This window comes from Tardiphaga sp. GW822-FHT04G09, assembly GCF_058800725.1.
On record NZ_JBXAMO010000019.1, the window covers coordinates 1 to 24,375 of the forward strand.

The 24,375-nt window shown below is 60.8% G+C and carries 23 protein-coding genes; 11 read left to right on the forward strand and 12 right to left on the reverse strand.

Going from position 1 to position 24,375, the window contains the following annotated elements; genetic code table 11:
* Positions 1-98: 98 nt before the first annotated feature.
* Positions 99-365: a hypothetical protein gene (locus AC1RLZ_RS24370; RefSeq protein ID WP_493190706.1), complete on the forward strand. Its 267-nt coding sequence runs from the start codon at positions 99-101 to the stop codon at positions 363-365.
* 181 nt (positions 366-546) lie between these two features.
* Here the strand turns inward: AC1RLZ_RS24370 and AC1RLZ_RS24375 are convergent, their stop codons facing one another.
* Positions 547-1,776: an acyl-CoA dehydrogenase family protein gene (locus tag AC1RLZ_RS24375; protein ID WP_493190707.1), complete on the reverse strand. Its 1,230-nt coding sequence runs from the start codon at positions 1,774-1,776 to the stop codon at positions 547-549.
* Between the two features lie 50 nt (positions 1,777-1,826).
* Between AC1RLZ_RS24375 and AC1RLZ_RS24380 the strand changes: the two genes are divergently transcribed.
* Together AC1RLZ_RS24380 and AC1RLZ_RS24385 are read left to right on the forward strand one after the other, a co-directional pair.
* Complete coding sequence (locus tag AC1RLZ_RS24380) at positions 1,827-3,893, forward strand: FAD-dependent oxidoreductase (protein WP_493190708.1); 2,067 nt, start codon at positions 1,827-1,829, stop codon at positions 3,891-3,893.
* Between the two features lie 18 nt (positions 3,894-3,911).
* Positions 3,912-4,784, forward strand: coding sequence for an SDR family oxidoreductase (locus AC1RLZ_RS24385; protein ID WP_493190709.1), 873 nt, complete (start codon positions 3,912-3,914; stop codon positions 4,782-4,784).
* A 60-nt stretch (positions 4,785-4,844) separates the two neighbouring features.
* Here AC1RLZ_RS24385 and AC1RLZ_RS24390 read toward each other — a convergent pair whose 3' ends face one another.
* On the reverse strand, positions 4,845-5,696 hold the full coding sequence (locus tag AC1RLZ_RS24390) for an SDR family oxidoreductase (protein ID WP_493190710.1): 852 nt from the start codon (positions 5,694-5,696) through the stop codon (positions 4,845-4,847).
* Positions 5,697-5,783: 87 nt separating this feature from the next.
* Between AC1RLZ_RS24390 and AC1RLZ_RS24395 the strand changes: the two genes are divergently transcribed.
* From AC1RLZ_RS24395 to AC1RLZ_RS24405, 3 genes are all read left to right on the forward strand, one after another.
* Entirely contained in the window at positions 5,784-6,569 is a 786-nt protein-coding gene (locus AC1RLZ_RS24395; RefSeq protein ID WP_493190711.1) for an enoyl-CoA hydratase/isomerase family protein, read from the forward strand.
* A gap of 108 nt (positions 6,570-6,677) precedes the next feature.
* The gene (locus AC1RLZ_RS24400) at positions 6,678-7,070 is read left to right on the forward strand and encodes an acyl-CoA dehydrogenase family protein (RefSeq protein ID WP_493190712.1); all 393 of its coding nucleotides are present in this window, start codon (positions 6,678-6,680) and stop codon (positions 7,068-7,070) included.
* A 38-nt stretch (positions 7,071-7,108) separates the two neighbouring features.
* Positions 7,109-7,849: an acyl-CoA dehydrogenase family protein gene (locus AC1RLZ_RS24405; protein ID WP_493190713.1), complete on the forward strand. Its 741-nt coding sequence runs from the start codon at positions 7,109-7,111 to the stop codon at positions 7,847-7,849.
* A 19-nt stretch (positions 7,850-7,868) separates the two neighbouring features.
* On the opposite strand, the gene AC1RLZ_RS24410 is transcribed toward AC1RLZ_RS24405, so the two are convergent.
* Positions 7,869-8,543: a TetR/AcrR family transcriptional regulator gene (locus AC1RLZ_RS24410; protein WP_493190714.1), complete on the reverse strand. Its 675-nt coding sequence runs from the start codon at positions 8,541-8,543 to the stop codon at positions 7,869-7,871.
* Between the two features lie 187 nt (positions 8,544-8,730).
* Here AC1RLZ_RS24410 and AC1RLZ_RS24415 point away from each other — a divergent pair, with 187 nt between their 5' ends.
* Entirely contained in the window at positions 8,731-9,879 is a 1,149-nt protein-coding gene (locus AC1RLZ_RS24415; protein WP_493190715.1) for an ISAs1 family transposase, read from the forward strand.
* Between the two features lie 829 nt (positions 9,880-10,708).
* On the opposite strand, the gene AC1RLZ_RS24420 is transcribed toward AC1RLZ_RS24415, so the two are convergent.
* On the reverse strand, positions 10,709-11,896 hold the full coding sequence (locus AC1RLZ_RS24420; RefSeq protein WP_493190716.1) for an acyltransferase family protein: 1,188 nt from the start codon (positions 11,894-11,896) through the stop codon (positions 10,709-10,711).
* A 311-nt stretch (positions 11,897-12,207) separates the two neighbouring features.
* Between AC1RLZ_RS24420 and AC1RLZ_RS24425 the strand changes: the two genes are divergently transcribed.
* Complete coding sequence (locus AC1RLZ_RS24425) at positions 12,208-13,482, forward strand: hypothetical protein (RefSeq protein WP_493190717.1); 1,275 nt, start codon at positions 12,208-12,210, stop codon at positions 13,480-13,482.
* Positions 13,483-13,571: 89 nt separating this feature from the next.
* On the opposite strand, the gene AC1RLZ_RS24430 is transcribed toward AC1RLZ_RS24425, so the two are convergent.
* Positions 13,572-13,871 (reverse strand): hypothetical protein, encoded by a 300-nt coding sequence (locus tag AC1RLZ_RS24430; protein WP_493190798.1) that lies wholly within the window; start codon positions 13,869-13,871, stop codon positions 13,572-13,574.
* Between AC1RLZ_RS24430 and AC1RLZ_RS24435 the strand changes: the two genes are divergently transcribed.
* Entirely contained in the window at positions 13,800-14,573 is a 774-nt protein-coding gene (locus AC1RLZ_RS24435; protein ID WP_493190793.1) for an alpha/beta fold hydrolase, read from the forward strand. The two genes, AC1RLZ_RS24430 and AC1RLZ_RS24435, sit on opposite strands and share 72 nt — an antisense overlap.
* Before the next feature lie 97 nt (positions 14,574-14,670).
* A complete protein-coding gene (locus tag AC1RLZ_RS24440; protein ID WP_493190718.1) occupies positions 14,671-15,684 on the forward strand; it encodes an LLM class flavin-dependent oxidoreductase in 1,014 nt (337 codons plus the stop codon).
* Positions 15,685-15,690: 6 nt separating this feature from the next.
* Here AC1RLZ_RS24440 and AC1RLZ_RS24445 read toward each other — a convergent pair whose 3' ends face one another.
* The 4 genes from AC1RLZ_RS24445 to AC1RLZ_RS24460 form a co-directional block, all read right to left on the reverse strand.
* Positions 15,691-17,016 carry a carbohydrate porin gene (locus AC1RLZ_RS24445; RefSeq protein ID WP_493190719.1) on the reverse strand — a complete coding sequence of 442 codons (1,326 nt, stop codon included), beginning with the start codon at positions 17,014-17,016 and terminating at the stop codon, positions 15,691-15,693.
* A gap of 41 nt (positions 17,017-17,057) precedes the next feature.
* Positions 17,058-18,089 carry a transporter gene (locus tag AC1RLZ_RS24450; RefSeq protein ID WP_493190720.1) on the reverse strand — a complete coding sequence of 344 codons (1,032 nt, stop codon included), beginning with the start codon at positions 18,087-18,089 and terminating at the stop codon, positions 17,058-17,060.
* 195 nt (positions 18,090-18,284) lie between these two features.
* A complete protein-coding gene (locus AC1RLZ_RS24455) occupies positions 18,285-19,058 on the reverse strand; it encodes an acetoacetate decarboxylase (protein WP_493190721.1) in 774 nt (257 codons plus the stop codon).
* A gap of 36 nt (positions 19,059-19,094) precedes the next feature.
* Entirely contained in the window at positions 19,095-19,877 is a 783-nt protein-coding gene (locus AC1RLZ_RS24460; RefSeq protein WP_493190722.1) for a 3-hydroxybutyrate dehydrogenase, read from the reverse strand.
* Between the two features lie 200 nt (positions 19,878-20,077).
* On the opposite strand from AC1RLZ_RS24460, the gene AC1RLZ_RS24465 reads away from it, so the two are divergent.
* A complete protein-coding gene (locus tag AC1RLZ_RS24465; RefSeq protein WP_493190723.1) occupies positions 20,078-21,238 on the forward strand; it encodes a patatin-like phospholipase family protein in 1,161 nt (386 codons plus the stop codon).
* Between the two features lie 232 nt (positions 21,239-21,470).
* Here AC1RLZ_RS24465 and AC1RLZ_RS24470 read toward each other — a convergent pair whose 3' ends face one another.
* From AC1RLZ_RS24470 to AC1RLZ_RS24480, 3 genes are all read right to left on the reverse strand, one after another.
* Positions 21,471-23,099, reverse strand: a complete 1,629-nt coding sequence (locus AC1RLZ_RS24470) for an inorganic phosphate transporter (protein WP_493190724.1) — start codon at positions 23,097-23,099, stop codon at positions 21,471-21,473.
* A 135-nt stretch (positions 23,100-23,234) separates the two neighbouring features.
* A complete protein-coding gene (locus AC1RLZ_RS24475) occupies positions 23,235-23,921 on the reverse strand; it encodes a hypothetical protein (protein ID WP_493190725.1) in 687 nt (228 codons plus the stop codon).
* A 101-nt stretch (positions 23,922-24,022) separates the two neighbouring features.
* Positions 24,023-24,271: a hypothetical protein gene (locus AC1RLZ_RS24480; protein ID WP_493190726.1), complete on the reverse strand. Its 249-nt coding sequence runs from the start codon at positions 24,269-24,271 to the stop codon at positions 24,023-24,025.
* Positions 24,272-24,375: the final 104 nt, after the last annotated feature.

Sequence of the window (24,375 nt, forward strand, 5' to 3'; positions counted from 1 at the left end):
ATTCGACACCCCGAGCCTAACAGGCTCAAGGCGAGCAACGCCTACTTCACAATTTCAACAGCGACCGGGACATCCCCGCGCTTTGGCTCGACGGGAATATGTTCAAAGTCACGCCCGCGTTCAACATGGAGCTATGTGAACGATTTGGAGTCCGACCTCTAATCTTCGACGGTACGGCTGACGCCTTGTTTCACGAGTTCGACACGAGCGATCATCGCCATATGGAATACGTCAATGACCGAGGGTGGTTCGCCGACGCGCCGATACGCAAGATGCTTGAGGACTTCCGCGTTGCATACCCCGCGCTGGTGACATTGAATACTGGTGGTGTCTCAATAGATGACGCCGCCTTCGGAGCGCCTTAATCAAGAGAGTAGGCCGGAGCGAAGGAAACCACGGGATCTTACTACCGGAACCCACGCGCGAGCTGAATACGACACCCTGGGCGCGCAGTTCATCGATGGCGCGGTCGGCATCATCCAATTGGGCAAGCCTACGGACGTCCCTACAGGTTTCGCCGAGAGATGGCAGCGGCGATAGGTAGGCTCATTCTGAGGTCTTCCGCAATTCGGAAGGTTGCTTAGCGTATTGAACCGCGACACGTCCGACCTTTTCGCGTGCGATGACAAGTTTCTGAATTTGTGCGGTCCCGTCACCGATTTGTAGGCCCATGACATCGAGATAACGCTGATGAAACGGTAGATCGGTGGTGTAACCGTAGTGGCCGTGAGTGAGGAGGCACTGGTGGATGATCTCGCAGGTCACTTTCGGCACATACCATTTGCACATCGCAGCCTCCGCGGTGTGTCCAAGCCCGCGATCTCTTAGCGAAAGCGTATAGTAGCAAAGCTGCCGCATCATGGTGAGCTGGGTCTCGGCTTCCGCGAGTGGAAAGCTCACGCCCTGAAACTGCGCGATTGGCCGCTGGAAGGCGATTCTTTCCGTCGAGTATTGCCATGCTTCGTCGACTGACGCCTGCGCCGGTCCGATGCACTCAAGGCCGATCAAGGCACGGCTATAGTCGAAGCCCGACATGATCTTGGAGAAGCCCTTGTTCTCCTCCGCCATCAGGCACTCGGCCGGAATGAAGACATCGTCGAAGAACACCGAGCCTCGGCCGACGGGTTTGGTGCCGATATCGTCGAAGTGAGTGCGTGTGATTCCATTCTGCGCCAAATCGACAAAGAATGCGCTGACGCCGCGCGCGCCGTCTTCGATCTTCCCGGTCCGGGCAAAGATGATTGCTGCATCACATTGATCCGAAAAGCTCATCGATGTCTTTTCGCCATTGAGGCGGTAGCCGTTGCCGGATTTTTCGGCTCGCAGAATAAGGTTGGCAGCGTCCGAACCGCCCCGCGGCTCGGTCAGGCCGAGGCCGATAATCTTCTCGCCGCGGGCCACTTGAGGCAGCCACTCCTGAGCGATTTCGGGCGAGGCGTGCTCTGCGAGCATCCCGCCGAGCAGTGACGCCAGGAGTTGGACGTAGCTGGCGTTGAAGTCTCCATAAGCGATCTGCTCGACAATAATGCCTGCCGTCACGCTGCTCTCGCCAAGGCCGCCGTATTTTTCCGGCAGGTCGGCGCCGATCAGGCCGAGTGACCCCATTTGTTTCAGCATGGCACGGTCAATGCGGTGTTCCCTTGCCCGCTTCTGATAGTGGGGGCCCAGCTTGTCCTTCGCAAAACGCTTCGCGGTTTCCTGGAAAGCCTGCTGCTGCTCGCTAAGCGCGTAATCCATCGCGACCTCTCCCATAATGGTGGACTTGAGTTCTTGCATTCAGTCTAACAAGTGTTAGAAATTTCACAACCCGCCACGGAGCCAAATCCATGCTGACGCCGACCAGCCCTGGAACATCGCTTTATCCTCATTTGCTGTCGCCGCTGAAGGTCGGGCGAACGACGCTGCGCAACCGCATGATTATGGGATCGATGCACACTCGCCTCGATATGGAGGAGAATGGTATACACAAGATGGCGGTATTCCTTGCGGAGCGCGCCAGGGGGGAGATCGGACTCATCATCACTGGCGGTTATGCGCCCAATACGGCCGGCCTGATCGAGCCGGGCGGCCCGATCTTGACCGAATCTGCGCAAGCTCGTGAGCTGCGACGCATTACCGACGCAGTGCACCAGCACGGCGGTAAAGTCTGCATGCAGGTGTTGCATTCGGGCCGCTATTCCAAGCAACGAGACTGCGTCGGCCCCTCCGACATTCCGACCCGCATCAATCGTTTTCTCCCGCGCGCAATGACCGGGGCGGAGATTGAACAGACGATTTCGGACTACGTGCGCTGCGCGCTGCTCGCCAAGGAGGCCGGGTTCGACGGCGTCGAGATCATGGGGTCGGAAGGCTACCTCATCAATCAGTTCGCGGTGCTGCGAACCAACAACCGTACCGACGAGTGGGGCGGATCGGAGGAAAACCGCCATCGGCTTGCAGTAGAGCTCGTCAAACGCACCAGGGGCGCCACCGGCGATGACTTTATCATCATCTACCGAATCTCGGCGCTGGACCTCGTTGAAGGCGGCGCAACTGGCGAGGAGATAGATCGGCTCGCCCAACGGGTTGAGGCCGCCGGTGCTGACATCCTCAACACCGGCATCGGTTGGCATGAGGCGCGCGTCCCCACGATCGCTTACGTCATCCCGCGCGGTGCGTGGCGGTTCAGCGCTGCGCGTTTGAAGAAAGTGGTCGGTATCCCGGTAGTCGCATCAAATCGCATCAATACGCCGGATGTCGCCGAGGAAATCCTTGCGGCGGGTGACAGCGATCTAATATCGATGGCGCGCCCCATGTTGGCCGATCCGTACTTCGCCAAGAAGGTGCGGGAGGGCAATGCCGGCAAAATCAACATCTGCATCGCCTGCAATCAGGCCTGCCTTGATCTGATTTTTTCCGACCGGACCGCGAGTTGCCTGGTTAATCCGCGCGCCTGCCGCGAGACTGAGTTTGAGGACGGCCCGGCTCAGACCTCGCGCAAGGTCGCGGTGATTGGCGCCGGCGCGGGCGGTCTCGCAACTGCCGCGGAAGCCAGCCGTCGCGGGCACAAGGTAACCTTGTTTGAGGCTGCTGATCGCATAGGGGGGCAACTCAACCTTGCCCGAGCAGTCCCGGGCAAGGTCGAGTTCGACGAAATGCTGAGTTATTACAGCGGCCAGATTGCCGATGGCGGCGTCGATCTCCGGCTGAATTCTGCTCCATCGGTTAGTGACCTGAAAGACGCACGTTTCGATGCTGTCGTTGTCGCCTGCGGCGTCCATCCCCGTGTGCCGGAGATTGAAGGCATCAATCATTCGAAGGTGGTGTTTTACAGCGATCTATTGAGCGGGAGGCGCCACGCGGGGCGGCGGGTTGCTATCATCGGCGCTGGAGGTATCGGTTTCGATGTCGCCGAATACCTCTGCCATTCGAAGCCTGATGAATCGCCAAAATCACGTGCGATGGATATTCGTGAATTTCAGCAGGAGTGGAATGTCGATGCCAGCCTTACTAAGGCCGGCGGGCTATTGGGCGATCCGCAGGCCCCTAAGCCAAGTCCACGCGAAATTACAATGCTACAGCGCAAGAAGACGCGGCCCGGGCTCGGCCTTGGCGTCTCGACCGGTTGGATCCTGCGCAGCAGTCTCGAGAAGCGCGGAGTCAAGATTGTCGGAGGAGTTACCTATCAGCGAATCGACGATCAAGGTTTGCATTTCGTCGTCGAGGGCGAGCCACGTACGCTCGCCGTCGATACAATCGTGATTTGCGCCGGCCAAGTATCCAACCGCGACATGCTTGCCGAACTGCTCGAGACCGGAATCGAGACGCATGTCATCGGCGGCGCCAAGGAAGCTTCCGAACTCGACGCGATGCGCGCGGTCGAGGAGGGCGCGCGGGTCGCGCAATCACTATAATGCGACCGGGAGCCTAAGATGAGTTCGCAAAGCAGCCGACCGAGCTACGGGTTCACGGACGACGAACTCTCCACGATCCCGACCGTGTACCGACCTGATCTGTTCGCCGGCCAGACCATCATCGTCAGCGGCGCGGGGAGCGGTCTCGGGAAGGCGATCGCATTCCTGTTTGCACGACTGGGCGCCAATCTGGCAATCTGCGGGCGCGACGCCGAGAAGCTCGCACGCGTCGTTCCGGATCTAGAGAGTCTCGGCGCCCGCGTCTTCAGCAGAAGTCTCACCATCCGCGACCCCGATCAGGTCAACGAATTTGCCAAAGACGTCTGGAATCATTTTGGCCGTGTCGATGTGATGGTCAACAATGCCGGTGGGCAGTTCGCCCAGATGGCCATCGACTTCAAGCCAAAGGGCTGGAACGCGGTGATCGATACCAACCTGAATGGATCGTGGTGGATGATGCAAGCGGCTGCTCGCGAGTGGATCGACCGCGGCAAGACCGGCAATATCGTCAATATCGTGGCATTGATCTGGCGAGGCCTGCCGGGGATGGCCCACACGGCCGCGGCGCGGGCCGGCGTGATCTATGCGTCCAAGACCGTCGCGGTCGAATGGGCGCCGCACGGCATCCGGGTGAATTGTGTTGCCCCTGGCGTCAATGAAACCACGGCATTCGACCGCTATGTTCCGGAAGGCTCTGCGACCTATAAGGAAGCGAACCCGATGAAACGGCACGGCGATGCATGGGATATCGCCGAGGCCTGCGTTTATCTCGCGGCGCCGTCCGGGAAATTCATCACGGGCGAAACGCTTTCGGTAGACGGCGGGCAGCAAATGTGGGGCGATCCGTGGCCTGCCGGACGTCCGGAATATTTTCGCATTGGTCAGACGTAAACAAGCTCCCGAAATCGAATATTCGATATGCCGCCACAGCGTTAGCGATTCTGACCGCTACTACAATCCTGCATCGCCGCGTTCGCGTTTGGCAAATTTAACGGCGTCGATCATGTCGCGGGCGTCGTGGGCAAGGTGTAGCGTCTCGCCGCCATCGATGTACCAGTCCTCGCCGGTGACGAATTGACCGAGCGGCGAGGACAGAAAAATGATTGCTGCAGAAATATCCTCGACGCTGCCCATGCGTCCCAGCACGTTGCGGTTGAGCCTGACCCAGTCGTCCGGCGGTATCGGATAGCGGCCAAGCGCCTCGGTCTTGATGGTTCCGGGTGCGACGCAGTTTAGGCGAATACCGAACTCGGCCCACTCGTAGGCGAGCGTTCGCATCATCGCAGTAACGCCGCCGCGCGCCGCCGCGGTATGCACGAAGCCGCCAAGGCCGCTGCGGATACAGGCGGTTACGAACACAATCGATCCGCCATTCGCCAACATGAAATGGTCCGCGGCAGCCTTGGTTACCTGCCACGAGCCGATCAGGTTGTTGCGGATCACGGTCTCAAAGCCCTTGTTGCTGAGTTCGCGGGCTGGCGTCACGAATTGTCCGCCGGCATTATTGACGAGGATATTGAGCCCGCCGAACTCGGCTTTGATCTTCTCCATCGCGCGTTCGATCAGGTCGGGTTCGCGAATGTCCGCCGACACGGCAAAGGCCTCGCCACCCGCGTCGCGGATTACCTTTGCGGTGCTCTCTATCGGATCGATGCGGCGGCCGAGAACGGCGATGCGGGCCCCGCAGCGCGCCATCTCAATGGCCGTGGCGCGGCCCATTCCTGTGCCGCCGCCGGTGACGAGTGCGACCTGACCCTTGAGAAGGTCCGGCGCGAAGCGTATTTTTGAAGGACTCTCGTGCATCACCAATCCCATGCCTGAAAATGCTTTTGCGTTCGGTCGGGTTTAAGATATTCTAACATATGTTAGAATGCATAAAAAGGCAGATCGATGTCAGACAATGAACCTATTCGTTACTCGGTCGAGGATGGCATCGCGACGATTACCATCGATCGGCCCGCGCGTAAGAACGCCTTGTCGGTTGAGGCGATGAACGGTTTGACCGATGCCTGGGAGCGTGTCGAACGGGATTCCCAGGCGAGGGTGGTGATCCTGACCTCGGCTGACTGCGGCGTATTCTCCGCCGGTCTGGACCTCAGGCAGGCAGCCGAGATCAGGGCGCGTGACGGTGTCGATATACTGACCTTGATGCGCGATCCGATGCAAACGGCCATGCGAACCGTTTCAAAGCCGATCATCGCGGCGATGACTGGGTCGCTGATGGCGGGCGGGATGCTGCTGGCGCTGAAGTGCGACCTTAGGATAGGCTTACGCGGAACACGAGCCGGGATTACCGAGGTCAAGATGGGGCGGGGATCGCCGTGGGCAGTGCCGCTGCTCTGGATGTTGCCGCAACCGGTGCTGATGGAACTCGTCTTGACCGGCGAGACCCTGCCGATCGAGCGGCTCGCGGAATATGGCTTCGTCAATTATCTGGAAGAAACACCCGACGCCGTTCGTGCGAGTGCATTGCAGCTTGCGCGCAAGATTGTGGAAGGCGCACCATTGTCGGTGAGGGCGGCCAAGGCCAGCGTGTTGGCCGCGATGGACCTCGGCTGCGAGAAGGGACTCGTTGAGGCCAACAGGCTTCATGTCGAAACCTACGCAAGCCTCGATGCCATTGAAGGCCCGAGAGCCTTTGCCGAGAAACGCAAACCGGTGTGGCAAGGCAAATAAGGCAAGGCAGACGAGGATTGTGCCGGATAATGTCCGCTTTCATGCTTTCAAGTCGATAGCGGATACCAATCCTTCTGGCGGTTTTCCCCTAACCCGCAAGGTCAACGGATGAGCACACATCACGCTAACAGCCCGGCTCGCTCGGCTTATTTCGGAGAAGAGCATGAATTGCTGAGAGCCCAGCTAAGGCGTTTCGTCGAGGAGGAGATCAAGCCGCACGCGCTTCAATGGGAACAGGACGGCATGGTGCCGCGCGACGTGCTGCGGCGCATGGGCGAGCTTGGCTTCCTTGGCATCCGCTATCCGGCAGAATATGGCGGCTCCGACATGAATACGTTGGCCACCGTTGTTTTGGCCGAGGAACTGGGACGGTCAACGGTCTCGGGAGTGGCTATCACCGTACTTGTTCATACCGACATGGCGTCGGTGCATCTCTACAACGCGGGCTCGCAGGCATTGAAAGACCACTTCATGCCGGATATCGTTGCCGGAAGAGCATAGTCGCGGTCGGCGTCACCGAACCCGGCGCGGGCTCCGACGTGAAGGGTATTGGCACCACCGCGCGCCGCGAAGGCGACGGCTATGTGCTCAATGGCGCCAGGATGTTCATCACCAACGGTGTACACGCGGACCTTTATTGCATCGCGGCCGTGAGCAGTCGGGATGCACGTCCGTCTCAGCGCATGTCGATATTCCTCGTGGAGAAAGGTACGCCCGGTTTCCGGGTTGGTCGTGCGCTCGACAAGCAGGGCTGGCGGTCGTCAGACACGGCGGAGTTGCTGTTCGAGGATTGCCGGATCCCCGCGACTAACCTGCTCGGCGAGGAGGGACGCGGCTTCTACGCGATCATGCGGAACTTCCAGAACGAGCGGATCGTGATCGGCGCAATGGCGATGGGTGAGGCACAAGCCGCGATCGAGATCACGCTGGACTGGGTCACGCAACGGCAGACCTTCGGCGCGCCGCTGTGGTCGAGACAGGCTATCCGTCATCGGCTGGCGATGCTGGCGGCCAAGGCCGAGGCAGGACGGCAGCTTGTTTATCACGCGGCATGGCTGGTAACACAGGGGATCGACGCGACTAAGGAAGTATCGATGGTCAAGGCTTATTGCGGCGAGCTCGTCAACGAGGTGATGTACACGTGCCTGCAGTTTCATGGCGGCATGGGTTACATGCGCGAGAGTACGATCGAGCGAATGTCACGCGACGCGCGCGTTCAGTCGATCGGTGGCGGTGCCACCGAGGTGATGCTGGAGGAGGTTGCCAAGCGGATGCGCTAAAGCCGCACACAATCGGTCGTTAGCGTGGCAAAATGCCATTGAAGATTAATAACGTGGTGCGGTCCGCCAAGTCTTGCACCGAGCTATTTTTTCGCGCATCAAACCACTCAACTGTCCAATTCATAGCACCAAGAATAAACCTGCGTAGGGGAACAATCAATATCTCCGGGCGGATTTCGCCGGCACGCTGCGCATCCACCAGCATGTCATCCCAATATTTCGCATAGGCGCGGCGCAGTGGTCGATGCCGCTTCTTGATGCGCTCGGGCAATTGACCGTAGATACGTATATTGGCGGAGGTATAGACGCTCTCTTGCAGCAGGGCGACGAGATGGGTTTTGATCGCGGCGCTGATCTTGTTCCGGTGTGACCCCTTGCCAAGGTCATTCACGCTTGTCTTTACTGCATCGAAAACGCGTTGCAATCCGAGTTCGAGAATTTCGTCCAATATCGCGGTTTTCGAATCAAAGTGGTAGTAGATGCTGCCCGCCTTCATCCCCGCCTTGTCAGCGATCTGTCGAAGTGTGGTTGCGGAATAGCCCTGCTGTCGAAAAAGCTGTGCTGCGACCCGGAGAATAAGGTCTCGTGAAACCTGCGATTTCGGCGGCACGGAAAGTGCGACATTTTTACGCTTGGGCTCGCGCTTGGCGACTCGCTTCATTCTTGATGAAGATTTCAAATCTTGCTCGCTCAAACCCGATAGCATCCCCGTACAAAGCGCAGCTTTTGCACCAGATGAGTAATGCCCGTGTAATAGACCAACAAGGCTGTTCGGGCAACATTGCGAAGCTCTGAAACCAGGGCAATCGGGTGAAGATATCCGTGACAAGAGGCTGAAGTGCTGAATCTGTTGTCCTCCAGTGCGTCGCAGGTGGAGGACGATGATGGATTCCGACGGGACACCGTTTGCAGAGATTTCGGAGACAACGAGTTTTCTTCACTATTTCAGCGGGTTGCCGGATCATCGTCAGGCCGGCAAAGTGGATTATCCGCTCCCGGAAGTGCTGCTCCTGATTCTTCTGGCGGTTCTTGCGGGGGCGGAGGCATTCACCGACATCGCGCGATTTGGCGAGCGGAAGATCGAGCTGCTGCGGCGGTTTCGGCCCTATGTGAACGGCACGCCCTCGCATGATCATCTCGGCGATATCTTTGCCACGCTCGACGCCCGCGCCTTCCAGCTTTGCTTCGTGGCCTGGGTGGCGGCGCTGACCAACACCCCCGCCGAGGTGATCGCGATCGATGGCAAGACATCGCGGCGCTCGTATCAGACCAAGGGCTCGAAAGAGGCGATCCACATGGTCTCTGCCTTCGCCGCGCGGCAACGCATCGTGCTGGGCCAGGTGAAGGTGAACGAGAAGTCGAACGAGATCGTCGCCATTCCGGCGCTGCTCGACATGATGTCGATCGAAGGCGCGGTCGTAACGATCGATGCGATGGGCTGCCAGCGTAACATCGCCGCGAAAATCATCGAGAAAAAGGCCGATTACATTGTCGCGCTGAAGGGTAATCAGGGAACCCTGCGCGAGGATGTCGAGGTCTTCGCCGATGAGCAGAAAGCCTTGAAATACAGGGATGCCACGATCAGCACTTACGAAACGGTCGATGCGGATCACGGCCGTATCGAGACCCGAAACTATACGGTGATCCACGATGTCGACTGGCTGCAGGCGCGCCATCAATGGCCGGGCCTGAACGCGGTTGTCGTGGTCGAAAGCCGGCGCGAAATCAACGACAAGATCACCGACGAGACGCGCTTCTACATCACCTCGCTGGTGATGCCGGCCACCGCGGTCGGCCCCATGATCCGCGCGCACTGGGCCATCGAGAACTCCTTGCACTGGGTCATGGACATGGTCTTTCGCGACGATGAATGCCGCGTCAGAACCGACAACGCCCCAGCCAACTTCGCAACCTGTCGGCACATCGCCTACAACCTCACCCGAAAGGCCCCGGGAAAGGATTCCATCCGCCTCCGGCGCAAAACTGCAGGGTGGGACGACGAGTATCTCGCCAGCCTCATCGCCGCCTGATGGCCTTCACCCGATTCCCCTGGCCTCTTGCAAGCGAGGCGGGCCTGTCCCATTGGTCTGGTCGGCTACAACTCGATATCCGGCCAGCAGCCGCTGCGCGATGGTGCGTGCCAGGTTTTGTTGGTGCCGTCTGCAATGTTGATGATTCGCAAATCCTGCAAGGCATGGACTGTGTTTCGGCGTGGAATAAGGGGGCTGACTCAATCTCGATGAAGTTTGCTGATGGCATCCCACTGTTCTCCGAAAGGAATCAGCACCATGCCAATCAATTTTCGGATTTCCGCTCTCGTTCCCGTGGGCCTGATTGTCGAAAGCGTCGCTGAACTCGACGATACTATCCTTGTAACCTCGGGCCGGTCCTTGTAACCGCTCGGGCCGGTATCCAGGTGGCGACATGTCCTCTGTGTGGATCGCCTTCGCGGCGTATTCACAGCCGGTATGTTTGTGAAGTTTTGGACCTGCCGTGCGCAGGTCAGAGCGTACGGCTTCGGGTCGTGACACGCTGGTTTTGTTGCGACACTCCGCATTGTCGGAGACGGATCTTCGCCGAACGCTTGACAAGACCGTGCTTCTCGTTCGATCACACCGCACCAGCCGGCTGGACTGTATCGTCCATCATCTCGGTGTACGCAAGAGGATGAAGTGAGCTTAAGCTATAGACATGGTCCCCGATCTGTCGATGGCGTTTTCAGCGCGGTCCGGCTGTGAACTGGTTTCGCTCAATTGCATCGTCACAATTTATACAACTATTTCAATAACATAAGAGTTCGTAGTTTTATCCCGAATGGCGCACCATTCGGCAGGCATGCACGCGGCCTCCCAATCAACATCAGACCAATCTGCCCACACTGGACCCCGCCTTCGGTGCGGCGATCGGGAGCAGCGGATTGTCGGGGGCATCCTCCGGCCGGTGCCTGACCGCAAAGGTCTTCCTCAGCTTCAACACCGGATATTCGATGACGTGCCAGGAGAACATGGCAGCCGCCAGCGCGACCGGGTAGCCGGCGAAGAACAGCGTCCACCACCACTCGCCACTCCAGGTCTTCGGAAAGAAGAAGATCAGCAGTTGCAGGAAGGGGACGTGGTACAGATACAGCCCATACGAATAGTCGCCGCCGCCAAATCCCGGAATCCGCGGCATCGGCGACAAGCCGATTGCAACCGTCAGATAGGCAAGCAAAGGCAGCACGATCGCGTAGCTGCTCGGATTGCCGAACACGACCTCGGTGCTGCTGAAGACGCTGACGAGAACGCCCGCACAGACCAGGCCCAGCGCGGCCGCTCTAGAGAACGGGATTGAGTAGCGCTTCTGATAAAGCAAAACACCGAGCAGGAATGACGGCAGCAGAAACGACGAGCGATTGCAGAACAGATCCATCGCCAGCATCTTCAGCGCCGACGACTCGCCATCGGCAAGCTGCGTCGCCATGACCCGCAGCGGGATGCCCGCGATCAGGACGACATAAGTCAGCAACGACACCCATCTGGTGCTTTTCATCGCGCCGGACAGCATCAATCCGATGAGAACGACATAGCAGCAGATCTCGAACGGCACCGTCCATAGCGCGCCGTTGACCTCGGTGGAAGGATTGCTCTCGAACACGCCCGGCAAGGTGTAGTGCATCCAGCCGGCGAGATTGAAGAAATAGCTCAGGAAGCCGCTGCTGGTGAAATAGTCCTTCAATGGCAGGCTAGTCACCAGCGGGCCGATCAGCAATGCCGCGAAGACGATATCGACCACCAGCGCCGGCACGATGCGCGCAGCGCGGTTCAGCAGAAAGCTTTGCGGCGACAGCCGCAGACTGCTCCCCGCCACCAGGAAGCCGCTCAGCGCGAAGAACATTGGAACCAGCAGAAATTCGGAAAACCAGAAAGGCGACGCCCGCGCCATGTCGAGATGGCCGCTGAGCTGCGCGGTGTGCCAGGCAATGATCCCGGTCGCCAGGACTATGCGCAGGAAGTCGAAGCCTTGGCCGAATCCTTTTTGATCGTCCAAAACCGAACCCAAGGTTCTCATCTCGCCCTCCAGGCGGCATTGTCCGGCCGCCATATTCGATCCGAGGGCGAACGTAGGGGATGAAACGCTAATGCTCCTTGAATCTCCTGACCTGATTCCCCGTTAACTCTGTGATCGCAGCGCAACTCATGCCGAAATGCGCGTGCTTTCCCGCGTGCAGGCTTCTGCTATCGTGCCCGCGCCCGGCACCGCCGGCGCCGGCTAGACCACCATTCCAGCCGTTGTTCGGGCTCATTCTGGCAGCAGTCTTCCCACATGAACCAATTGCCTGGATCGAGATGCTCTGTCCTATCGGCGTGGGGCGCCGCGCGATGACCAGCCTCAACCGGCGCGCGTTGCTGGCCGGAGGCGCGGCGTCGATCATGCTGCGGCCGGCGACATTGGCTGCCCTGCCTCTCCCCGGTCCATCCGACCTGTTCACCGACAGTGTCGGCGTCAATGTGCATATCAGCAGCGAGCCATATGCGAGTCATTTCGACCGTTTCCACGATCTGCTCGCGGCATCAGGCATTCGCCATCTGCGCGACGAGTTGCGGCCGGGCAACGATCTCGATCGCTGGCGCGCGCTGAACGAGCGCGCGAACATCCTGTTCAATATTGTGGTGTCGCCGGCGACCAACACCGTGCCGGAGATGATGACCTATCTCGCTGCGCTGGGTATTGCGCGCGTCTCGGCGATGGAGGGCCAGAACGAGGGCAACAGCGACTGGTTTCTGTCGCTCCCGCTCGCGAAGCCGGGCTGGAGCAATGTGGTCGTGAATTATCAGCGCGAGGTGCACGCTGCGCTGCGCGCGCGCTATGCGGCCGAACAACTCCCGCTGCTGTCGCCGAGCGTCATCAACTGGAAGCCCGCCGATGTCGCGCTGCTGCGTCCGGCCGCGCAGTTCAGCGATGCCGTCGCCATCCACTCCTATGTACAGAAGGCGCAAGAGCCGGAAACAACCAACGACTATGCCGCCGTGTCCTGGTATCTGCACAATATGCGCGACGCGTTCAAACCCGGCGCACCCGCACTTGCAACCGAATGCGGCTATTGCAATGTCGTGAAGCCCGGCACCTCCGGCGTGTCGGAGATGGCGGCAGCGCTCTATCTGCCGCGACTGCTGCTCAACAACTTCCGCCTCGGCATTCTCCGGACATTCCTCTACGAATTCTTCGATGGCGGTACCGATCCCAATGACGGAGAGCATCATTGGGGCCTCGTCCGCAATGACGGCTCGCCGAAGCCCGGCTACCATGCGATCCGAAATCTCCTGTCGGCCCTAAAGAGCGCACGCCGCGCCAGCGACAGCCAACCGCTTCGCGTCGCCACGCAATCGCCCGAACTGCGGCACATCGCGTTTCAGGATGCGCAGGGACAGCCGCTGCTTGCGGTGTGGCGCGCGGTGCGCTGCTGGAATGTAGCGAAGGCCGAGGACATCTCACTGCCCACGGAGCCGATCGACATCTCCGTCGAGGGTCCTGCCGCTTCGCTCTCCTTCAACCGTCCGAATGACGATGCCGAGTGGCGGCGCATACCGGTGACCGACGGACACGCGACGATCCCGCTCGACGGGCGGGTGGCGATTGTCCGGCGTTCCAGCTGAGCTGGTATGACCGGGCTGTGGCTTGAACCACCCCGCCGCGCTTTGTATCCTGCACCTGCGTACGAACTGACGGTGAGCAGCAAAGTCTTTCAGACAAAGTCTCCCAGACTCTGCGGTCCGGCAAAGCATGCGACGGCTTCGCCTTCTGCTCCAAAATATAACGGATTCTTCCCCATATGGACTATGCGCCTTCCGCTCCGGCCCTTGCGGCCGAGACGCACGCTTTTCAGGTTCTGCTCGAAGACGGCGCCACCGTCAGCATACGCGTGTACGGAAAAGGTCCACGGATCATCTGCAGCCACGGCAATGGCCTCGCCATCGATGCCTTTCAAAGCTTCTGGCGCCTCTTCACGGATGACTATGAGACCGTGGTGTTTGACTTTCGTCATCACGGCCGCAGCAGTCCGTATCGCCGGCCCATCCCGCATGTCTGGCCGCAGCTCATCCGCGACTATGAGGCAATCATGCAAGGGATTACGCGCGAACTGGGCGCGGCGCCGAGCCTCGGCGCATTTCATTCGATGAGCGCACTGACGACCCTGCTGCATGCCGCCGAATATGAGACGCCGTGGATCGGCATCGTCGGCTTCGAGCCGCCGGCAACGCCGCCGAGCCACTATCCCGAATTCCAGAGCTTCCACGCGGACAGTGACAGGCTCATCGCGCGCGCCGCACAGCGCCGATCGACCTTTCCGAATGTGCAGGAGCTGTTCGAGTCCTATCGCCGCAGCTCGGCCTTCGCCGGGGTCGACGATGCCGGGCTGCAGGCCCTCGCCGCTTCCACGCTGCGCTGGAATGACGAGAGCAAGCTCTATGAACTCGCCTGCCCCCGTGAATTCGAGGCCAGCATCTTCGCCATGCAGAACCTCCCGGGCGCCTGGGAACGGATGTGTAGCGTCAAGCTGCCGGTGAAGCTCGTCGCCGGTGAACCAAAGACGAGAACCAGCCCGTTCGTCGACGTAGAGCGTGCTTTCGCGCGCGATGGCGGCTTCGCCTTCACCACCGTGCTTGATGCCTCGCATTTCATGCAGATGGAAAAGCCGGCCGAATGCGCCGCGATCGTGCGTGCCTTCCATGCGGGTCTGACCTGACCGCTCGGGGGAACGCCGGGCAGCCATGCCGGCCATGCAGACGGCTGGCAATCTGCCGCCGCCGTTCCCACATGCCGAGGGCAATGGGAGCCCCGTCATGACCGCACTTTCGATCCTCGACCTCGTCCGCGTCACCCAGGACACCGACGCGCGCGGCGCACTCGACAATTCCCGGGATCTGGCCGGCCATGCGGAGAAATGGGGCTATCAGCGCTTCTGGGTGGCCGAACATCACAACATGATCGGCATCGCCAGCGCCGCGACATCGGTGGTGATCGGCCATATCGCGGCGGGCACCAAGACCATTCGCGTCGGCGCCGGCGGCATCATGCTGCCGAACCATGCCCCCATCGTCATCGCCGAGCAGTTCGGTACACTGGCCCGGCTGTTTCCCGGCCGCATCGATCTCGGCCTCGGCCGCGCACCCGGCACGGACCAGATGACCATGCGGGCGCTGCGCCGCTCACTGCAGAATTCAGATAACTTCCCGCAGGACGTCCAGGAGCTGCAGGCCTATTTCGCCCCCGCCGGCCCAAACCAGCGCCTGCAGGCGGTGCCTGCCGCAGGCACCGACGTGCCGCTATGGATTCTCGGCTCCTCGACCTATGGTGCGCAGCTCGCCGCGGCCCTCGGCCTGCCCTATGCTTTCGCCTCGCATTTCGCGCCCGACCAGTTGCTGCAGGCCCTGCAGATCTATCACCAGCACTTCGAACCATCCGAACAGTCGACGAAGCCCCATGCGATGGTCGGCGTCAACATCATCGCCGCCGACACCGACGCCGAGGCGAAGCGGCTGTGGACCACGCAGCAGATGTCGTTCACCAACATGTTCCGCGGCACCCGCGGGCTGAGCGCGCCGCCGATCGACGATATCGAGACCTACTGGTCGCCGGCCGAGAAGATGCAGGCGATGGGGATGTTGCGTCGTTCGATCATCGGCTCGAAGGAGACGGTTCGCGCCGGCGTCGCTGCGCTGGTCGAGGAGACCGGCGCGGATGAACTGATGATCGTCTCCGACGTCTACGACCACGCCACGCGGCTGAAATCCTATGAGATGATCGCCGACGCCGCTGCGGGCCTGAGTAAAACGCCGGCTGAAGCGGCCTGCTGAGTCATTTCAGAAATTGATGGTGGTGCGGACGCCGAATACCGCAGCGTCCTTGATACGCTTCGTCTGTGTGGCGTCGTTGGGATCGACGGCGCCACCGGCGGGATGCATCACATATTGAAACACCGGCTGCACCGCCACGCCCGGCGCGACCATTGCGAGATAAGTCATTTCCAGCACGGCTTCGAAATCGCGAATCGGCGATTGAATGCCGGTGAAAAGCTGGACGTCACGATCAAGCCCGCGCGCACCATCCGAAATGCGTGCATAGGTCATGGCGATGCCGAACCTGTCGTCAGGCCGCTCCGCCGAAAAACCTGAGACCTGAATGCCGCCATCGAGATAGAAGCTGATCAGATTGCGATCGGACGGGCTGATCGATGTGCGCGCAAAGAAGCCGATGCCCTTGTCCGGGCCGAGGGTGCTGACGGCGAGCCCCTGCTCATAAACGGCAAAAACTCCGCGATTGCCGCGCCGCATCAGTGGCTCGCCCGTGCCGGCCGGATCGGCCTGCGACAGGCCCTGCGCGGTCCAGCGCTCGTCATCGAATTCGGCGAGATGCACCCAGCCTCCGGCCGTGATCGACCCCGGCAGCCCGGATGGCCCGAGCCTGTAGCTGTATTTCAGCTGCCCGATGATCCACGGCGGATCGTTGACGCGAAATGCGAGACCATGCGCGTTGGCAATTTGCGGATCATTCGGACCGGGCGCTGCCGCGCTGCCATTGAACACCGCCAGATAGGCCGTGAACGCATCCGACAGGCTGGCCTTGAAACGAACGCCCGGCACGGCGAGCGGCGGCGACGGTCCGCCCGCCGGCAGGATCACGCCGGTGATGCCGGGCCAGCCCAGCGCCGAATTGACGAAGATGTCGTCATACTTGCTGTCGATGAATTCGATATCGGATGGCTGCTGACCGACCTTCACGAGGAGCTTGCCGCCAAACAGCGCCTGCTCGATCCAGAATTCATAGAGCCGCGTCGCCGGCAGCGCCTCGATGCCGCTGACCAGCATCAGATTGCCGATATAGTCGCGCGACAGGCCAGGTCCGTGGATCTGATAGACATTGGCGTGAAAGGTCGCGCCGCTCCAGCCCACCGCCTTGTCGAGATCGACATCGACGCCGAAATCGAACCGGCCTTCATAGACCGCGCCGCGCCGGATGCCGCCGGAGGCATTGCCGAGCGCCTCGCCGATATAGGTGGCCGACAGCGCAACGCCCCATTCGGCGAGCCTATCGTTGATCGGCTTCAGTCCACTATCGCGCCAGTCGCCGGCATGCGCCGATGACAGCGAGATTACGCCCCAGCCGACAAGGCCGGCGAGCGCCGCCATCGCACGAATCATCCAGCACGACAACGCACCAACCATGATAGCTACCTGATGATCTTGAGGCGCTTCATCACGGCATAGGCCGACGCCGACGACACCAGGATCAGCGCCCCCGCCCAGAGAAATCCGGTTTCGACATCGGTCAGCGGCAGGCCCTTGGTGTTCATGCCGAAGATGCCGGTGACCAGCGTCGGCGGCAGCAGCAGTGCGGTTAGCACTGAAAGAACGCGAAGGCTTTCATTGCCGCGTTCCTCGATCTGCAGATGCAGTTCTTCCTGCAGCAACCGGCTGCGCTCGCGCATCTCGACCACATTGTGATCCAGCCCGTCGAGCCGCTGCGCCAGCTTGCCGGCACGCAGCTGCAGCGACGGTTTCAACTCACGCTGACCTTTGGCCTCCAGCCGCTGGAACACGATGCGCAGCCCGGACAGCTGCCGATGCAGCCGCACGCAGGTCCGGCGCAGACGACCGAGCTTCTGCAGCATGTCGCGCGAATCGCCGGAAACGACCTGCTCCTCGATTTCATCGAGCGATATCGCCAAACTGTCGGCGACGCCGTCCATGGTGTCGGCGACATTCTCCACGATCGTCTCAAGCAGCGCGGCCATACTGTCGACCCGCAGTCCCTGCTCGAGCGAACGGCGCGTCGCATCGACAGCGCACAGCGCATGATGCCGGCCGCTGATCAGGAGCCGCTCGGTCATCACGAAGCGCAGATAACCGGTGTCGTCGGTCGCCTCGTCGATATCGCGCAACAGATCCGAGATCACGCCATAGATGCTGTCATCGGTAGCGTGAAGCTGCTGATACGTGTCCTTCGACAACAGCAGGGTGCGCGCCTGTTGCGGCGCATGCAGCGGAATCTGTGACAGCCATTGCAAAGCGCGCGTATCGGCGAGATTGAAATGCAGCCAGAGCACTCCGCCATGGGCGATGTCGATACCCGCATCGACCGGCAACGGCTCAGGCTTGCCGTCGGAATGGATGCGAAAGGCCCACACCAGACCCGGAATCGGCTCGGACGCGCCGGATATCGGCATCACTTCTGGGGATGCGACCGGGACCTCAAACTGCATCGGGCACCAGCTGTTCTTCACGCCACGCAATACGCATGCGCCACCAAAAAATAAAAAAACCTGCCTGCGGCTCTCCGACTGTGTCAGTCCGCCGCAGGCACTTAATGAGGTCCTTGTTACAGCGGTATGTCAGTCGCCGTTTTGCTCGCGCATGATCCGTTCGGAAAACCGGTTTCCACTTTTCCGGATCATGCTCTATTCGGCGGCTTCGGCGAGTGTATCGCTCTGCTTGTTGTAGTCATGGACGACGCGGCCATAGGGCAATGTCAGGTCGGCCAGGAAATGATGCGCACCGATCACGCGGCGCACCGGAAAGTCGGCGACCGGCGCGTTGACATGCGGGATCAGATGCAGGCGGCCGGGGCCGAACCATGAGCCCTTCACGGTGATATCAGTCAGGTTGATCGCCACCAGCTGGCACACTTCGGCGCTGCCATCGACGCCGGGGATCAGCTTGAGATTGATCTGGGTCTTGGCCAGCGTGGCAAGGGTGGCCTCGCCGTTGCCGGCCATGGCGCCGTGCTTGTAGGCCATGGTGCCCATGGCCACCTGCTGTCCGGCATATTCCAGCGTACCGGTCAGCGTGTCCTTGACCACTTCGAGCTTCGGATGCGCGTATTTCTTCGGAAAGCCCCAGATCTCGCGGCCGGCAGCGATCGGCGGATCATCGTCCAGATACATCTGCGAGACGAAGTTGACGTCCTCGCCCTTGAAGCGTGCGGGGATCACGAGGCCGGTCTCGGTATAGCTCCCGAAGCCGGATGAGTCCGGCATCTTGATCCATTCATAGTGCACGATGGGCCGCTCGATCGGCTGCAGCGGTTCGGGCAGACCCATCCGGATCACATCAGGATCGGTCTCGTAGGTGATCACCAGGAATTCGCGGTTGATGAAGCGATAGGGACCGGCGGGATAGCTCGGGCCGGCCATCGGCATCGACGGCAGTCGGAGGATGTCTTCCTGGCGCATCGGAAACTCCTAAGGTGAAAAATCGCTGGGTTGAATTCAGTGTGCAGTCCAGCCGCCATCGACCGGTAGCGTGATGCCGGTGATCGAACGGGCGTGATCGGTGCAGAGAAAATTGACGACCGAGGACAATTCTTCGACGGTCACGAAGCGCTTGGTCGGCTGGGCGGCGAGCAGCACGTCCGAGATCACCTGCTGCTCGGTGATACCGCGCGCCTTGGCCTGCTCCGGGATCTGCTTTTCGACCAGCGGCGTCATCACATAGCCCGGGCATACCGCATTCACGGTGATGCCGTGTTCGGCCACTTCCAGCGCCGCCGTCTTGGTCAGGCCGGCGATGCCGTGCTTGGCCGCGACATAGGCCGACTTGAACGGCGAGGCGACCAGCGCATGGGCCGACGCGATGTTGACGATGCGGCCCCAGGACTTCGCCTTCATGTGGGAGATCGCGAGACGTGTGGTGTGAAACGCACTCGACAGATTGATCGCCACGATCGCGTCCCACTTCTCGACCGGGAACTCCTCGAGCGGCGCGACATATTGGATACCGGCATTGTTGACCAGGATATCGACGCCGCCGAATTCCTGCTCGGCCTGCGCCATCATCGCCGCGATGTCATTGCCGTCGGCCATGTTGGCGCCGCTATAGAGCACCCGGACCTGATGCCTGTCGGCGATCTCGCTGCGGATTGCCTCGATCTCATGGGCATCGCCGAAGCCGTTGAGCACGATATTGACACCGCTGGTCGCGAGGCCGCGCGCAATACCAAGACCGATGCCGCTGGTCGAGCCGGTGATGATGGCGGACTTTCCAGACAACATATGCGCAGCCCTTCGTAAACAAACATTAATATCTGCGTCTTTGCTAGCGATGCTGTTTGACGACGGTGTGAGGAATTTCCTTCAGCGGCGTGACGCGCATCATGGACTGATGCGCAGTCATCGACTTTGCCATCTGTCACAACGCCGTCACTGCTCATCTGAATTCTGCCGCCAACGTGATCGTTGAGGAGAATACCCAGATGGATGCGCGGACACCCGATTCAGACATGACGGCCGAGACCGGCTGGCGCCCCGACCGCTGCGATCGTGTGGCTCTCGTGCTGCAAGGCGGCGGCGCGCTCGGCGCCTATCAGGCCGGCGTGTATCAGGCACTGCATGAAGAAGGCATGGAGCCGGACTGGGTATGCGGCGTATCGATCGGCGCCATCAATTCGGCGATCATCGCCGGCAATCCGCCGAAAGACCGGCTGGAAAGACTGCAGATATTCTGGGACCGCATCACCGCCCGCAAGGTCTGGCACTACACACCGGACGGCGACGTCTACCGCAAGGCCCGCAACCTCGCGAGCTCGTTCATGACCACAACACTTGGTCAGCCCGGCTTCTTCAAGCCACACGAGATCAACCCGTGGTTCAGCCCGGCCGGCGCGAAGACGGCAACGAGCTATTACGACACCTCGCCGCTGCGCGACACCCTGCTCGAACTGGTGGATTTCGACCTGATCAATGCGCGCAAGACGCACTTCGCCGTCGGCGCAGTGAACGTCATCACCGGCAACTTCCTGTATTTCGACAACAAGAAGGAAGTCATCGCGCCCGAACACGTGATGGCATCAGGTGCACTGCCGCCGGCCCTGCCGATGGTGAAGATCGGCACCGATCATTTCTGGGACGGCGGCATCGTGTCCAACACGCCGCTGCAGCATCTGCTCGATCAGGAGGACAAGATGAATTCGCTGGTCTTCCAGGTCGACCTGTTCAGCGCCCGCGGCGCGCTGCCACGCGATATCCAGGAGGTCCTGGCCCGGCACAAGGACATCGTCTATTCGTCCCGCACCCGCCACAACACCGACATCTACCGGCGCATGAACAATCTGAAGTCGGAGCTCTACAACGCGCTGCAGCGCATTCCCGACGATCAGCTCAGCGATGAGGAACGCGCGCGGCGCGACAGCCTGTCGGATCTGCCGGAGATCACCATCCTGCAGATGATCTACCAGCAGAAAGCCTATGAGGGCGACTCCAAGGATCACGAATTCTCGGCGACCTCGATGCGCGAACACTGGCAGAGCGGCCTCGACGATACCCGCCGCACCCTGAAGCGCCGCGACTGGCTGGCGCTGCCGGAGCAAGGCAAAGGCATCGTCGTGCACGACGTGCATCGCGAGAGCAGTTCCTGACGCGGGCCTAAATCGTAGGATGGGTAGAGCGACTTCGCGAAACCCATCATCTTCGCGATCTGCGGTGATGGGTTTCGCTTCGGCGCGGGGCGCCTGCGCTCTACCCATCCTACGATCCGACCATCATCGATCCGACAATGACAAAAAGCCCGCGCAGATGATGCGCGGGCCTTTTCTTTTGGTGGTCCGAAAGAACGAGGCCGCCGCGTTTCCGCAGCGGCCTCGTCTGTCCTCAGAACAACTGGCTGAACAGTACGTAGAGCGAGGCCGAGAGCATGATGGCGCAAGGCAGCGTCAGCACCCAGGCCATCAGCAGGTTGCGGATGGTGGCCATCTGCAGACCCGAACCGTTCGCCGCCATGGTGCCGGCGACGCCGGACGACAGCACGTGGGTGGTCGAGACCGGCAGACCGAACACGTCGGCTGCGCCGATGGTGGCCGCAGCCACGAGTTCGGCCGAAGCACCCTGCGCATAGGTCAGATGCGTCTTGCCGATCTTCTCGCCGACGGTGACGACAATGCGCTTCCAGCCGACCATGGTGCCGAGGCCGAGCGCGATAGCCACCGCGATCTTCACCCAATCCGGGATGAACTTGGTGGCGGCGTCGAGCGAGCCCTTATAGGCATTGAGGGTCGCGACATCTTCCTTGTTGAGGTCGTTTTCCTTGTCCTTCATCAGAAAGCGGATGGCTTCCGATGCGAGATACATGTCGTTACGGGTGTTGCCGACGGATTCCGCGGGTACCTTGTCGAGCGTGCCGTAAGTGCGGACCTGATCGCCGACCTGCTGCACGAGAACGGCGAGCGACGGATAGGTACCTTCGCTGATCTTGTGCTGCGAGACATAGGTGGTCACCGCCGGGCGGGGATCGCCGATGATGCTGTGACCGGCACCCTTGGCTGCTATCACCTTGGCGGCTGCGATGGAGTTGGTCTGGAACTGGGCGACGCGAGATTCCGGCAATGCGCGGTTCAGCGCATAGGCAGTCGGCACGGTGCCGATCAGCACCAGCATGATCAGGCCCATGCCCTTCTGACCGTCATTCGAACCATGCGCGAAGGACACGCCGGTGCAGGTGGCGATCAGGATGCCGCGGATCCACAGCGGCGGCGCCTTGTTGCCGTCCGGAGCTTTGTACAAAGCGGGATTGCGCACCACGAACTTCAGCACCAGCAGCAGGATGGCGGCGCAGGCGAAGCCGACCAGCGGGGACAGCAGCAGCGCATAGCCGATTTCGGTGGCCTTGCCCCAATCGACGCCCGAGGTGCCGTCGCGGCCCCGCATCAGCGCGTTGGCAATACCGACGCCGATGATCGAACCGATCAGGGTGTGCGACGAGGAGGCCGGCAGGCCGAGATACCAGGTGCCGAGATTCCAGATGATCGCCGCGATCAGCAGCGCGAACACCATGGCAAAGCCGGCGCCGCTGGAGACCTGCAGGATCAATTCCACCGGGAGCAGCGAGACGATGCCGAAGGCTACCGCACCTGTCGAGAACAGCACGCCGAGGAAGTTGAAGAAGCCCGACCACATCACGGCGAATTCCGCCGGCAGCGAGTGGGTGTAGATCACAGTGGCCACCGCATTGGCGGTGTCGTGGAAGCCGTTGACGAATTCGAAGCCGAGCGCGATCAGCAGCGCCACGAGCAGCAGCAGGTAGGGCAGGTAGCTGGTGACGCGGGTGCCGGTGGCATTGACGTCGACATAAATGCTGTAGGCGACGAACAGGAGGCCAGCCGCCAGGATCCCAAAAAACAGGATCATCGTCAGCGGGTTGAAGCCCTTGTCGAGATTCGGCCGGGACGCCGGTTCGAGGGCCCCGCTCTCTGAAATGGATTGAGTAGCTGTAAAATCGGTCATGAAACGCCCCCGTTACAGGTTAAGAGGCGTTAATCTCTGCACGACGGATGCGAAACCCGGATGACAGGCGCGACAATTTGTCCGTTGCGGGTTGTGACAGTCATGCGTCGCCGACGGGCCGCATGTGACAGGCGCTCAGATCGCGGACGCGACCTTCTCGAGCCCGATCATGCGCGCCAGTGCACGGACTTCGCGCTTCTGATCCTCACGCAACTGGAACAGCAACGGCATCGCAGCGGACTTGAGCTGCTGCACCTCGTCGCTGTCGGGATCGATCGGCGGAGTGCCGGCAGAAGGACTGGCCTGTTTGGTCTCGTGGATCCTGCGCGCCACGTTGCGCAGCGCCGCTTCGACGCCGGGCCAATAGGATTCCTGCGAGGCGGTCAGATTGAGCCGGGTCTTGATCGCCGAAATCTGCGCATCGCTGAGCAGCGTATAGGTTTTCTGCGCCGGCTTGGCAGCGGCCTTGGGCTTGGCGGCGGGCTGCGGCACCACGACCGGCGCAAGCACCGTCGCGCCGGGCGCTTCGATCGGACTGTCGGATGCAAAGGCCTGGCGCAACAGACTGCCATCGACCGCAGGAGTCTGGACGCCCGGGACCTGCTGCGGATCGAGCGACGCCATCATGGCGCCGGCGACCGCCAGCTTGTCCTTCTTGCCTTGGGTATTGGACACGGGACCGCGCGAGACCGCGACCGAGTTCTGTGCGGCGCTGTCGTCATAGGACAGCGATGGGATGCTGTCGCGGCCGAGAATGCTCGCGACGGCCACGCCGGTCAGCAGCAGACAGCCCAGCACAAGAAGGGTCAGCGCGCGCGTCAAGCCAGTCTCCGCAATTGAGGAACCCCTGAGGTATCGTCCTCACAAATGGAGATTAATTAAGGCCTAACCATGCTGCAACGGTGCGATAATACTTTAGACGTTCAGGCAGCGTTGGCGAGAACGTAGGCTTCCTGGATATCGCTAACGATATCGGAAGCTTCCCACAGCGCGTCCGGGGCGACCGACTGCATGCTGATGGTCCAGTTCGCGCCCTTGCCGGTGCGGGGCGTGCTGACGATGTCGAACCGTACGTCGCGACACAGGGGGTGACGACCGAAAGCTGAGGCCACGCGTGCCTTGATCTCCTCGATCGTAGCCGGCGTCTTCGCGAAATAGGCTTCGATATCCATGCTGGCCCCTGGATCGGTTTGATTCCCGACTGAGGCATTGTTGGTTCCACAGGATTTAATGAATGGTTAATTTTGCCGCGCCGCTGGCAGGTTGATACCACCCT